General features: G+C 51.2%; 4 tRNA genes and 8 rRNA genes (1 of these 12 cut by a window edge). All 12 read left to right on the top strand.

Annotated features, from left to right (window positions below):
* Window positions 1-2,744: ribosomal RNA gene (locus KAQ61_RS18550) — 23S ribosomal RNA — on the top strand; it begins 134 nt to the left of the window's first position.
* A 122-nt stretch (window positions 2,745-2,866) separates the two neighbouring features.
* Window positions 2,867-2,979: ribosomal RNA gene (gene rrf, locus KAQ61_RS18555) — 5S ribosomal RNA — on the top strand.
* Between the two features lie 335 nt (window positions 2,980-3,314).
* Window positions 3,315-4,843 (top strand): 16S ribosomal RNA (locus KAQ61_RS18560).
* A gap of 85 nt (window positions 4,844-4,928) precedes the next feature.
* Window positions 4,929-5,005 (top strand) — tRNA-Ile (locus tag KAQ61_RS18565).
* 24 nt (window positions 5,006-5,029) lie between these two features.
* Window positions 5,030-5,105 (top strand) — tRNA-Ala (locus KAQ61_RS18570).
* A 375-nt stretch (window positions 5,106-5,480) separates the two neighbouring features.
* A 23S ribosomal RNA gene (locus KAQ61_RS18575) occupies window positions 5,481-8,358 on the top strand.
* 122 nt (window positions 8,359-8,480) lie between these two features.
* Window positions 8,481-8,593 (top strand): 5S ribosomal RNA (gene rrf / locus KAQ61_RS18580).
* Between the two features lie 337 nt (window positions 8,594-8,930).
* Window positions 8,931-10,457: ribosomal RNA gene (locus KAQ61_RS18585) — 16S ribosomal RNA — on the top strand.
* 86 nt (window positions 10,458-10,543) lie between these two features.
* Window positions 10,544-10,620, top strand: a tRNA-Ile gene (locus tag KAQ61_RS18590).
* Between the two features lie 23 nt (window positions 10,621-10,643).
* Window positions 10,644-10,716, top strand: a tRNA-Ala gene (locus KAQ61_RS18595).
* 381 nt (window positions 10,717-11,097) lie between these two features.
* Window positions 11,098-13,938: ribosomal RNA gene (locus tag KAQ61_RS18600) — 23S ribosomal RNA — on the top strand.
* Between the two features lie 121 nt (window positions 13,939-14,059).
* Window positions 14,060-14,172, top strand: a 5S ribosomal RNA gene (gene rrf / locus KAQ61_RS18605).
* The 16S, 23S and 5S rRNA genes sit together here with 4 tRNA genes alongside, the layout of an rRNA operon.
* Window positions 14,173-14,186 lie beyond the last annotated feature (14 nt).

Here is a 14,186-nt window from a genome sequence, read left to right on the forward strand (position 1 = left end):
GCAAGGGTATCGTTAGCTGAATACATAGGCTAACGAGGCGAACCTGGAGAACTGAAACATCTAAGTACCCAGAGGAAAAGACATCAACCGAGATTCCGATAGTAGTGGCGAGCGAATTCGGAGGAGCCTTCTAGTGATAGCACGACGGTTAACAAAACGGAATGGAAAGTCCGGCCATAGTAGGTGATAGCCCTGTATGTGAAAACTGACGTGTGGTACTGAGCTAGAGAAAAGTAGGGCGGGACACGTGTAATCCTGTCTGAATATGGGGGGACCATCCTCCAAGGCTAAATACTCGTAATCGACCGATAGTGAACCAGTACCGTGAGGGAAAGGCGAAAAGAACCCCGGGAGGGGAGTGAAATAGATCCTGAAACCGTATGCTTACAAAAAGTCGGAGCCTCGAAAGGGGTGACGGCGTACCTTTTGTATAATGGGTCAGCGACTTACATTCAGTGGCAAGCTTAACCGAATAGGGAAGGCGTAGAGAAATCGAGTCCGAATAGGGCGTTCAGTCGCTGGGTGTAGACCCGAAACCAAGTGATCTAACCATGGCCAGGATGAAGGTGCCGTAACAGGTACTGGAGGTCCGAACCGACTGATGTTGCAAAATCAGCGGATGAGCTGTGGTTAGGGGTGAAAGGCTAAACAAACTTGGAAATAGCTGGTTCTCTCCGAAAACTATTTAGGTAGTGCCTCAAGTATTACCTGCGGGGGTAGAGCACTGTTTTGGCTAGGGGGTCATGGCGACTTACCAAACCAAGGCAAACTCCGAATACCGCAGAGTACAGCTTGGGAGACAGAGCACCGGGTGCTAACGTCCGGACTCAAGAGGGAAACAACCCAGACCGCCAGCTAAGGTCCCTAAAATTGGCTAAGTGGGAAACGAAGTGGGAAGGCTAAAACAGTCAGGATGTTGGCTTAGAAGCAGCCATCATTTAAAGAAAGCGTAATAGCTCACTGATCGAGTCGTCCTGCGCGGAAGATGTAACGGGGCTAAGCCAGTTACCGAAGCTGCGGATGTGCAATTTATTGCACGTGGTAGGAGAGCGTTCTGTAAGCCTGTGAAGGTGTCTGGTAACGGATGCTGGAGGTATCAGAAGTGCGAATGCTGACATGAGTAGCGTTAAAGGGGGTGAAAAGCCCCCTCGCCGTAAGCGCAAGGTTTCCTACGCAACGTTCATCGGCGTAGGGTGAGTCGGCCCCTAAGGCGAGGCAGAGATGCGTAGCTGATGGGAAACAGGTCAATATTCCTGTACCGATCAATAGTGCGATGTGGGGACGGAGAAGGTTAGCTCAGCCAACTGTTGGAATAGTTGGTTCAAGCCTGTAGTCGTGCCCGGTAGGCAAATCCGCCGGGCTGAGATGAGGGGTGATAACGAGTGTGCTTGCACACGAAGTGAGTGATACCCTGCTTCCAGGAAAAGCCACTAAGCTTCAGCTATTGACGACCGTACCGCAAACCGACACTGGTGCGCGAGATGAGTATTCTAAGGCGCTTGAGAGAACTCAGGAGAAGGAACTCGGCAAATTGATACCGTAACTTCGGGAGAAGGTATGCCCCTAGTAAGTGAAGTTGAACAAACGGAGCTCAACGGGGTTGCAAAAAATCGGTGGCTGCGACTGTTTAATAAAAACACAGCACTCTGCAAACACGAAAGTGGACGTATAGGGTGTGACGCCTGCCCGGTGCTGGAAGATTAAATGATGGGGTGCAAGCTCTTGATTGAAGTCCCAGTAAACGGCGGCCGTAACTATAACGGTCCTAAGGTAGCGAAATTCCTTGTCGGGTAAGTTCCGACCTGCACGAATGGCGTAACGATGGCCACACTGTCTCCTCCTGAGACTCAGCGAAGTTGAAATGTTTGTGATGATGCAATCTCCCCGCGGAAAGACGGAAAGACCCCATGAACCTTTACTGTAGCTTTGTATTGGACTTTGAACGGATCTGTGTAGGATAGGTGGGAGGCTTTGAAGCCAGGACGCTAGTTCTGGTGGAGCCGACGTTGAAATACCACCCTGGTGCGTTTGAGGTTCTAACCTAGGTCCATTATCTGGATCGGGGACAGTGCATGGTAGGCAGTTTGACTGGGGCGGTCTCCTCCCAAAGCGTAACGGAGGAGTTCGAAGGTACGCTAGGTACGGTCGGACATCGTGCTAATAGTGCAATGGCATAAGCGTGCTTAACTGCGAGACTGACAAGTCGAGCAGATGCGAAAGCAGGACATAGTGATCCGGTGGTTCTGTATGGAAGGGCCATCGCTCAACGGATAAAAGGTACTCTGGGGATAACAGGCTGATACCGCCCAAGAGTTCATATCGACGGCGGTGTTTGGCACCTCGATGTCGGCTCATCTCATCCTGGGGCTGTAGTCGGTCCCAAGGGTATGGCTGTTCGCCATTTAAAGAGGTACGTGAGCTGGGTTTAAAACGTCGTGAGACAGTTTTGTCCCTATCTTCCGTGGGCGCTGCAGATTTGAGGAAGCCTGCTCCTAGTACGAGAGGACCGGAGTGGACACACCTCTGGTGTACCTGTTGTCACGCCAGTGGCATCGCAGGGTAGCTACGTGTGGAAGAGATAACCGCTGAAAGCATCTAAGCGGGAAACTCGTTTCAAGATAAGATCTGCCGGGGCCTTGAGCCCCCTGAAGGGTCGTTGTAGACCACGACGTTGATAGGCTGGGTGTGGAAGCGCAGTAATGCGTTAAGCTAACCAGTACTAATTGCCCGTGAGGCTTGACCCTATAACTTTGATACTGCTGTGCAGTGTTCAAAAGACTTTATGCCCATGTGCGCAATCGAATAAAAGCTGATTAGGCTCTATGAATTTGCAAGGTAGCGATGAGCTGCTTTGCGACAAGTTATGCCTGGTGACCATAGCAAGTTGGCCCCACTCCTTCCCATCCCGAACAGGACAGTGAAACGACTTTGCGCCGATGATAGTGCGGATTCCCGTGTGAAAGTAGGTCATCGCCAGGCTCTTACAGCAAGAAACGCCCAGTCGAGCGACTGGGCGTTTTCTCTTCCCTTCAGGTGCTTGTAAAGCGCTGTTGAGGTGAAAAGAAAACGTTAAAAGCGTTTTTGCACTGCGAAAGTGGTGCTACAATACAAGGCTTCGCTGATCACGGCGAAGCAAGAAATCTGAAGTAATTCAGGTTTGCATCTTTAAAAAGATACAGCCGATAAGCGTGGGCGTTTGAAGGCGAATTGCCAAGTTCTTTGGAACTAAAAACAAACGCTCATGGAAATAGAGAAGTGAAGTTCACTTCAATTCCGTTTTTATGAGTGAGTCGCAAGACTTTAAATTCAAGATCGAACTGTAGAGTTTGATCCTGGCTCAGATTGAACGCTGGCGGCATGCCTTACACATGCAAGTCGAACGGTAACAGGTCTTCGGATGCTGACGAGTGGCGAACGGGTGAGTAATACATCGGAACGTGCCTAGTAGTGGGGGATAACTACTCGAAAGAGTGGCTAATACCGCATGAGATCTACGGATGAAAGCAGGGGATCGCAAGACCTTGTGCTACTAGAGCGGCCGATGGCAGATTAGGTAGTTGGTGGGATAAAAGCTTACCAAGCCGACGATCTGTAGCTGGTCTGAGAGGACGATCAGCCACACTGGGACTGAGACACGGCCCAGACTCCTACGGGAGGCAGCAGTGGGGAATTTTGGACAATGGGCGCAAGCCTGATCCAGCAATGCCGCGTGCAGGATGAAGGCCTTCGGGTTGTAAACTGCTTTTGTACGGAACGAAAAGCCCTGGGTTAATACCCTGGGGTCATGACGGTACCGTAAGAATAAGCACCGGCTAACTACGTGCCAGCAGCCGCGGTAATACGTAGGGTGCAAGCGTTAATCGGAATTACTGGGCGTAAAGCGTGCGCAGGCGGTTTTGTAAGACAGAGGTGAAATCCCCGGGCTCAACCTGGGAACTGCCTTTGTGACTGCAAGGCTAGAGTACGGCAGAGGGGGATGGAATTCCGCGTGTAGCAGTGAAATGCGTAGATATGCGGAGGAACACCGATGGCGAAGGCAATCCCCTGGGCCTGTACTGACGCTCATGCACGAAAGCGTGGGGAGCAAACAGGATTAGATACCCTGGTAGTCCACGCCCTAAACGATGTCAACTGGTTGTTGGGTCTTAACTGACTCAGTAACGAAGCTAACGCGTGAAGTTGACCGCCTGGGGAGTACGGCCGCAAGGTTGAAACTCAAAGGAATTGACGGGGACCCGCACAAGCGGTGGATGATGTGGTTTAATTCGATGCAACGCGAAAAACCTTACCCACCTTTGACATGTACGGAATCCTTTAGAGATAGAGGAGTGCTCGAAAGAGAGCCGTAACACAGGTGCTGCATGGCTGTCGTCAGCTCGTGTCGTGAGATGTTGGGTTAAGTCCCGCAACGAGCGCAACCCTTGCCATTAGTTGCTACGAAAGGGCACTCTAATGGGACTGCCGGTGACAAACCGGAGGAAGGTGGGGATGACGTCAAGTCCTCATGGCCCTTATAGGTGGGGCTACACACGTCATACAATGGCTGGTACAAAGGGTTGCCAACCCGCGAGGGGGAGCTAATCCCATAAAGCCAGTCGTAGTCCGGATCGCAGTCTGCAACTCGACTGCGTGAAGTCGGAATCGCTAGTAATCGTGGATCAGAATGTCACGGTGAATACGTTCCCGGGTCTTGTACACACCGCCCGTCACACCATGGGAGCGGGTCTCGCCAGAAGTAGGTAGCCTAACCGCAAGGAGGGCGCTTACCACGGCGGGGTTCGTGACTGGGGTGAAGTCGTAACAAGGTAGCCGTATCGGAAGGTGCGGCTGGATCACCTCCTTTCTGGAAAATGAAGCAGTTCAAGTTTGAACGCCCACACTTATCGGTTGTTGGATGGCAACTGTTGGAGCGCAAGTTCTGATGGATTGGGTCTGTAGCTCAGCTGGTTAGAGCACTGTGTTGATAACGCAGGGGTCGTTGGTTCGAGCCCAACTAGACCCACCAAACTTCCAATGCGAAAAACCCGATGGGGGATTAGCTCAGCTGGGAGAGCACCTGCTTTGCAAGCAGGGGGTCGTCGGTTCGATCCCGTCATCCTCCACCAAGGATTGGTTAGAAAATGATAGCGCCGAATGGTGCTATAATCGTTGGCTCACCTCAATACAAAAGCAGTCTTGCAAAGACTGCTTTTGTATTGATCGATCCGATCAATAGGCTGTTCTTTAAAAATTCATAGAGTCGAAATCAGCGTTGCTGGCGGAAAGCATGAAACATTGCACCGTGCCGCCAGCAACTATTTGATTGCGTCACACGAATTCAACTAATGAATTCGATGTAATGACGAATCATTCTCTAGGCTGTGTCCGAAAGGATGCAACCGAAGAATCATTCACATTACGGCATAACGCGTGAGGTGCAAGACCTCACCAGTCTTTGAACTCGAAATGGCGAGCTCTGGCAACAGAGATCAAAGTTATAGGGTCAAGTGACTAAGAGCATATGGTGGATGCCTTGGCGATTACAGGCGAAGAAAGACGTGATAGCCTGCGATAAGCTTCGGGGAGCTGGCAAATAAGCTTTGATCCGGAGATTTCTGAATGGGGAAACCCACCCGCAAGGGTATCGTTAGCTGAATACATAGGCTAACGAGGCGAACCTGGAGAACTGAAACATCTAAGTACCCAGAGGAAAAGACATCAACCGAGATTCCGATAGTAGTGGCGAGCGAATTCGGAGGAGCCTTCTAGTGATAGCACGACGGTTAACAAAACGGAATGGAAAGTCCGGCCATAGTAGGTGATAGCCCTGTATGTGAAAACTGACGTGTGGTACTGAGCTAGAGAAAAGTAGGGCGGGACACGTGTAATCCTGTCTGAATATGGGGGGACCATCCTCCAAGGCTAAATACTCGTAATCGACCGATAGTGAACCAGTACCGTGAGGGAAAGGCGAAAAGAACCCCGGGAGGGGAGTGAAATAGATCCTGAAACCGTATGCTTACAAAAAGTCGGAGCCTCGAAAGGGGTGACGGCGTACCTTTTGTATAATGGGTCAGCGACTTACATTCAGTGGCAAGCTTAACCGAATAGGGAAGGCGTAGAGAAATCGAGTCCGAATAGGGCGTTCAGTCGCTGGGTGTAGACCCGAAACCAAGTGATCTAACCATGGCCAGGATGAAGGTGCCGTAACAGGTACTGGAGGTCCGAACCGACTGATGTTGCAAAATCAGCGGATGAGCTGTGGTTAGGGGTGAAAGGCTAAACAAACTTGGAAATAGCTGGTTCTCTCCGAAAACTATTTAGGTAGTGCCTCAAGTATTACCTGCGGGGGTAGAGCACTGTTTTGGCTAGGGGGTCATGGCGACTTACCAAACCAAGGCAAACTCCGAATACCGCAGAGTACAGCTTGGGAGACAGAGCACCGGGTGCTAACGTCCGGACTCAAGAGGGAAACAACCCAGACCGCCAGCTAAGGTCCCTAAAATTGGCTAAGTGGGAAACGAAGTGGGAAGGCTAAAACAGTCAGGATGTTGGCTTAGAAGCAGCCATCATTTAAAGAAAGCGTAATAGCTCACTGATCGAGTCGTCCTGCGCGGAAGATGTAACGGGGCTAAGCCAGTTACCGAAGCTGCGGATGTGCAATTTATTGCACGTGGTAGGAGAGCGTTCTGTAAGCCTGTGAAGGTGTCTGGTAACGGATGCTGGAGGTATCAGAAGTGCGAATGCTGACATGAGTAGCGTTAAAGGGGGTGAAAAGCCCCCTCGCCGTAAGCGCAAGGTTTCCTACGCAACGTTCATCGGCGTAGGGTGAGTCGGCCCCTAAGGCGAGGCAGAGATGCGTAGCTGATGGGAAACAGGTCAATATTCCTGTACCGATCAATAGTGCGATGTGGGGACGGAGAAGGTTAGCTCAGCCAACTGTTGGAATAGTTGGTTCAAGCCTGTAGTCGTGCCCGGTAGGCAAATCCGCCGGGCTGAGATGAGGGGTGATAACGAGTGTGCTTGCACACGAAGTGAGTGATACCCTGCTTCCAGGAAAAGCCACTAAGCTTCAGCTATTGACGACCGTACCGCAAACCGACACTGGTGCGCGAGATGAGTATTCTAAGGCGCTTGAGAGAACTCAGGAGAAGGAACTCGGCAAATTGATACCGTAACTTCGGGAGAAGGTATGCCCCTAGTAAGTGAAGTTGAACAAACGGAGCTCAACGGGGTTGCAAAAAATCGGTGGCTGCGACTGTTTAATAAAAACACAGCACTCTGCAAACACGAAAGTGGACGTATAGGGTGTGACGCCTGCCCGGTGCTGGAAGATTAAATGATGGGGTGCAAGCTCTTGATTGAAGTCCCAGTAAACGGCGGCCGTAACTATAACGGTCCTAAGGTAGCGAAATTCCTTGTCGGGTAAGTTCCGACCTGCACGAATGGCGTAACGATGGCCACACTGTCTCCTCCTGAGACTCAGCGAAGTTGAAATGTTTGTGATGATGCAATCTCCCCGCGGAAAGACGGAAAGACCCCATGAACCTTTACTGTAGCTTTGTATTGGACTTTGAACGGATCTGTGTAGGATAGGTGGGAGGCTTTGAAGCCAGGACGCTAGTTCTGGTGGAGCCGACGTTGAAATACCACCCTGGTGCGTTTGAGGTTCTAACCTAGGTCCATTATCTGGATCGGGGACAGTGCATGGTAGGCAGTTTGACTGGGGCGGTCTCCTCCCAAAGCGTAACGGAGGAGTTCGAAGGTACGCTAGGTACGGTCGGACATCGTGCTAATAGTGCAATGGCATAAGCGTGCTTAACTGCGAGACTGACAAGTCGAGCAGATGCGAAAGCAGGACATAGTGATCCGGTGGTTCTGTATGGAAGGGCCATCGCTCAACGGATAAAAGGTACTCTGGGGATAACAGGCTGATACCGCCCAAGAGTTCATATCGACGGCGGTGTTTGGCACCTCGATGTCGGCTCATCTCATCCTGGGGCTGTAGTCGGTCCCAAGGGTATGGCTGTTCGCCATTTAAAGAGGTACGTGAGCTGGGTTTAAAACGTCGTGAGACAGTTTTGTCCCTATCTTCCGTGGGCGCTGCAGATTTGAGGAAGCCTGCTCCTAGTACGAGAGGACCGGAGTGGACACACCTCTGGTGTACCTGTTGTCACGCCAGTGGCATCGCAGGGTAGCTACGTGTGGAAGAGATAACCGCTGAAAGCATCTAAGCGGGAAACTCGTTTCAAGATAAGATCTGCCGGGGCCTTGAGCCCCCTGAAGGGTCGTTGTAGACCACGACGTTGATAGGCTGGGTGTGGAAGCGCAGTAATGCGTTAAGCTAACCAGTACTAATTGCCCGTGAGGCTTGACCCTATAACTTTGATACTGCTGTGCAGTGTTCAAAAGACTTTATGCCCATGTGCGCAATCAAATAAAAGCTGATTAGGCTCTATGAATTTGCGAGGTAGCGATGAGCTGCTTTGCGACAAGTTATGCCTGGTGACCATAGCAAGTTGGCCCCACTCCTTCCCATCCCGAACAGGACAGTGAAACGACTTTGCGCCGATGATAGTGCGGATTCCCGTGTGAAAGTAGGTCATCGCCAGGCTCTTACAGCAAGAAACGCCCAGTCGAGCGACTGGGCGTTTTCTCTTCCCTTCAGGTGCTTGTAAAGCGCTGTTGAGGTGAAAAGAAAACGTTAAAAGCGTTTTTGCACTGCGAAAGTGGTGCTACAATACAAGGCTTCGCTGATCACGGCGAAGCAAGAAATCTTGAAGTAATTCAGGTTTGCATCTTTAAAAAGATACAGCCGATAAGCGTGGGCGTTTGAAGGCGAATTGCCAAGTTCTTTGGAACTAAAAACAAACGCTCATGGAAATAGAGAAGTGAAGTTCACTTCAATTCCGTTTTTTATGAGTGAGTCGCAAGACTTTAAATTCAAGATCGAACTGTAGAGTTTGATCCTGGCTCAGATTGAACGCTGGCGGCATGCCTTACACATGCAAGTCGAACGGTAACAGGTCTTCGGATGCTGACGAGTGGCGAACGGGTGAGTAATACATCGGAACGTGCCTAGTAGTGGGGATAACTACTCGAAAGAGTGGCTAATACCGCATGAGATCTACGGATGAAAGCAGGGGATCGCAAGACCTTGTGCTACTAGAGCGGCCGATGGCAGATTAGGTAGTTGGTGGGATAAAAGCTTACCAAGCCGACGATCTGTAGCTGGTCTGAGAGGACGATCAGCCACACTGGGACTGAGACACGGCCCAGACTCCTACGGGAGGCAGCAGTGGGGAATTTTGGACAATGGGCGCAAGCCTGATCCAGCAATGCCGCGTGCAGGATGAAGGCCTTCGGGTTGTAAACTGCTTTTGTACGGAACGAAAAGCCCTGGGTTAATACCCTGGGGTCATGACGGTACCGTAAGAATAAGCACCGGCTAACTACGTGCCAGCAGCCGCGGTAATACGTAGGGTGCAAGCGTTAATCGGAATTACTGGGCGTAAAGCGTGCGCAGGCGGTTTTGTAAGACAGAGGTGAAATCCGGCTCAACCTGGGAACTGCCTTTGTGACTGCAAGGCTAGAGTACGGCAGAGGGGGATGGAATTCCGCGTGTAGCAGTGAAATGCGTAGATATGCGGAGGAACACCGATGGCGAAGGCAATCCCCTGGGCCTGTACTGACGCTCATGCACGAAAGCGTGGGGAGCAAACAGGATTAGATACCCTGGTAGTCCACGCCCTAAACGATGTCAACTGGTTGTTGGGTCTTAACTGACTCAGTAACGAAGCTAACGCGTGAAGTTGACCGCCTGGGGAGTACGGCCGCAAGGTTGAAACTCAAAGGAATTGACGGGGACCCGCACAAGCGGTGGATGATGTGGTTTAATTCGATGCAACGCGAAAAACCTTACCCACCTTTGACATGTACGGAATCCTTTAGAGATAGAGGAGTGCTCGAAAGAGAGCCGTAACACAGGTGCTGCATGGCTGTCGTCAGCTCGTGTCGTGAGATGTTGGGGTTAAGTCCCGCAACGAGCGCAACCCTTGCCATTAGTTGCTACGAAAGGGCACTCTAATGGGACTGCCGGTGACAAACCGGAGGAAGGTGGGGGATGACGTCAAGTCCTCATGGCCCTTATAGGTGGGGCTACACACGTCATACAATGGCTGGTACAAAGGGTTGCCAACCCGCGAGGGGGAGCTAATCCCATAAAGCCAGTCGTAGTCCGGATCGCAGTCTGCAACTCGACTGCGTGAAGTCGGAATCGCTAGTAATCGTGGATCAGAATGTCACGGTGAATACGTTCCCGGGGTCTTGTACACACCGCCCGTCACACCATGGGAGGGGTCTCGCCAGAAGTAGGTAGCCTAACCGCAAGGAGGGCGCTTACCACGGCGGGGTTCGTGACTGGGGTGAAGTCGTAACAAGGTAGCCGTATCGGAAGGTGCGGCTGGATCACCTCCTTTCTGGAAAATGAAGCAGTTCAAGTTTGAACGCCCACACTTATCGGTTGTTGGGATGGCAACTGTTGGAGCGCAAGTTCTGATGGATTGGGTCTGTAGCTCAGCTGGTTAGAGCACTGTGTTGATAACGCAGGGGTCGTTGGTTCGAGCCCAACTAGACCCACCAAACTTCCAATGCGAAAAACCGATGGGGGATTAGCTCAGCTGGGAGAGCACCTGCTTTGCAAGCAGGGGGTCGTCGGTTCGATCCCGTCATCCTCCACCCAAGGATTGGTTAGAAATGATAGCGCCGAAGTGGTGCTATAATCGTTGGCTCACCTCAATACAAAAGCAGTCTTGCAAAGACTGCTTTTGTATTGATCGATCCGATCAATAGGCTGTTCTTTAAAAATTCATAGAGTCGAAATCAGCGTTGCTGGGCGGAAAGCATGGAAACATTGCACCGTGCCGCCAGCAACTATTTGATTGGCGTCACACGAATTCAACTAATGAATTCGATGTAATGACGAATCATCTCTAGGCTGGTCCGAAAGGATGCAACCGAAGAATCATTCACATTACGGCATAACGCGTGAGGTGCAAGACCTCACCAGTCTTTGAACTCGAAATGGCGAGCTCTGGCAAACAGAGATCAAAGTTATAGGGTCAAGTGGACTAAGGAGCATATGGTGGATGCCTTGGCGATACAGGCGAAGAAAGACGTGATAGCCTGCGATAAGCTTCGGGGAGCTGGCAAATAAGCTTTGATCCGGAGATTTCTGAATGGGGAAACCCACCCGCAAGGGTATCGTTAGCTGAAACATAGGCTAACGAGGCGAACCTGGAGAACTGAAACATCTAAGTACCCAGAGGAAAAGACATCAACCGAGATTCCGATGTAGTGGCGAGCGAATTCGGAGGAGCCTTCTAGTGATAGCACGACGGTTAACAAAACGGAATGGGAAAGTCCGGCCATAGTAGGTGATAGCCCTGTATGTGAAAACTGACGTGTGGTACTGAGCTAGAGAAAAGTAGGGCGGGACACGTGTAATCCTGTCTGAATATGGGGGGACCATCCTCCAAGGCTAAATACTCGTAATCGACGATAGTGAACCAGTACCGTGAGGGAAAGGCGAAAAGAACCCCGGAGGGGAGTGAAATAGATCCTGAACCGTTATGCTTACAAAAGTCGGAGCCTCGAAAGGGGTGACGGCGTCCTTTGTATAATGGGTCAGCGACTTACATTCAGTGGCAAGCTTAACCGAATAGGAAGGCGTAGAGAAATCGAGTCCGATAGGGCGTTCAGTCGCTGGGGGTAGACCCGAACCAAGTGATCTAACCATGGCCAGGATGAAGGTGCCGTAACAGGTACTGGAGGTCCGAACCGACTGATGTTGCAAAATCAGCGGATGAGCTGTGGTTAGGGGGTGAAAGGCTAAACAAACTTGGAATAGCTGGTTCTCTCCGAAACTATTAGGTAGTGCCTCAAGTATTACCTGCGGGGTAGAGCACTGTTTTGGCTAGGGGGTCATGGCGACTTACCAAACCAAGGCAACTCCGAATACCGCAGAGTACAGCTTGGGAGACAGAGCACCGGTGCTAACGTCCGGACTCAAGAGGGAAACAACCCAGACGCCAGCTAAGGTCCCTAAAATTGGCTAAGTGGGAAACGAAGTGGGAAGGCTAAAACAGTCAGGATGTTGGCTTAGAAGCAGCCATCATTTAAAGAAAGCGTAATAGCTCACTGATCGAGTCGTCCTGCGCGGAAGATGTAACGGGCTAAGCCAGTTACCGAAGCTGCGGATGTGCAATTTATTGCACGTGGTAGGAGAGCGTTCTGTAAGCCTGTGAAGGTGTCTGGTAACGGATGCTGGAGGTATCAGAAGTGCGAATGCTGACATGAGTAGCGTTAAAGGGGGTGAAAAGCCCCCTCGCCGTAAGCGCAAGGTTTCCTACGCACGTTTCATCGGCGTAGGGTGAGTCGGCCCTAAGGCGAGGCAGAGATGCGTAGCTGATGGGAAACAGTCAATATTCCTGTACGATCAATAGTGCGATGTGGGGACGGAGAAGTTAGCTCAGCCAACTGTTGGAAGTTGGTTCAAGCTGTAGTCGTGCCGGTAGGCAAATCCGCCGGGCTGAGATGAGGGGTGATAACGAGTGTGCTTGCACCGAAGTGAGTGATACCCTGCTTCCAGGAAAAGCCACTAAGCTTCAGCTATTGACGACCGTACCGCAAACCGACACTGGTTGCGCGAGATGAGTATTTCTAAGGCGCTTGAGAGAATCAGGAGAAGGAACTCGGCAAATTGATACCGTAACTTCGGGAGAAGGTATGCCCTAGTAAGTGAAGTTGAACAACGGAGCTCACGGGGTTGCAAAAAATCGGTGGCTGCGACTGTTTAATAAAACACAGCACTCTGCAAACCGAAAGTGGACGTATAGGGTGTGACGCTGCCCGGTGCTGGAAGATTAAATGATGGGGTGCAAGCTCTTGATTGAAGTCCCAGTAACGGCGGCCGTACTATAACGGTCCTAAGGTAGCGAAATTCCTTGTCGGGTAGTTCCGACCTGCACGAATGGCGTAACGATGGCCACACTGTCTCCTCCTGAGACTCAGCGAAGTTGAATGTTTGTGATGATGCAATCTCCCGCGGAAAGACGGAAAGACCCCATGAACCTTTACTGTAGCTTTGTATTGGACTTTGAACGGATCTGTGTAGGATAGGTGGGAGGCTTTGAAGCCAGGACGCTAGTTCTGGTGGAGCGACGTTGAAATACCCCCTGGTGCGTTTGAGGTTCTAACCTAGGTCCATTATCTGGGATCGGGGACAGTGCATGGTAGGCAGTTTGACTGGGGCGGTCTCCTCCCAAGCGTACGGGGAGTTCGAAGGTACGCTAGGTACGGTCGGACATCGTGCTAATAGTGCAATGGCATAGCGTGCTTAACTGCGAGACTGACAAGTCGAGCAGATGCGAAAGCAGGACATAGTGATCCGGTGGTTCTGTATGGAAGGGCCATCGCTCAACGGATAAAAGGTACTCTGGGGATAACAGGCTGATACCGCCCAAGAGTTCATATCGACGGCGGTGTTTGGCACCTCGATGTCGGCTCATCTCATCCTGGGGCTGTAGTCGGTCCCAAGGTATGGCTGTTCGCCATTTAAAGAGGTACGTGAGCTGGGTTTAAAACGTCGTGAGACAGTTTTGTCCCTATCTTCCGTGGGCGCTGCAGATTTGAGGAAGCCTGCTCCTAGTACGAGAGGACCGGAGTGGACACACCTCTGGTGTACCTGTTGTCACGCCAGTGGCATCGCAGGGTAGCTAACGTGTGGGAAGAGATAACCCGCTGAAAGCATCTAAGCGGGAAACTCGTTTCAAGATAAGATCTGCCGGGGCCTTGAGCCCCCTGAAGGGTCGTTGTAGACCACGACGTTGATAGGCTGGGTGTGGAAGCGCAGTAATGCGTTAAGCTAACCAGTACTAATTGCCCGTGAGGCTTGACCCTATAACTTTGATACTGCTGTGCAGTGTTCAAAAGACTTTATGCCCATGTGCGCAATCAATAAAGCTGATTAGGCTCTATGAATTTGCGAGGGTAGCGATGAGCTGCTTTGCGACAAGTTATGCCTGGTGACCATAGCAAGTTGGCCCCACTCCTTCCCATCCCGAACAGGACAGTGAAACGACTTTGCGCCGATGATAGTGCGGATTCCCGTGTGAAAGTAGGTCATCGCCAGGCTCTTACAGCGACAA

Source organism: Comamonas aquatica, assembly GCF_018064205.1.
In the GTDB taxonomy this organism is placed as follows: domain Bacteria; phylum Pseudomonadota; class Gammaproteobacteria; order Burkholderiales; family Burkholderiaceae_C; genus Comamonas; species Comamonas aquatica.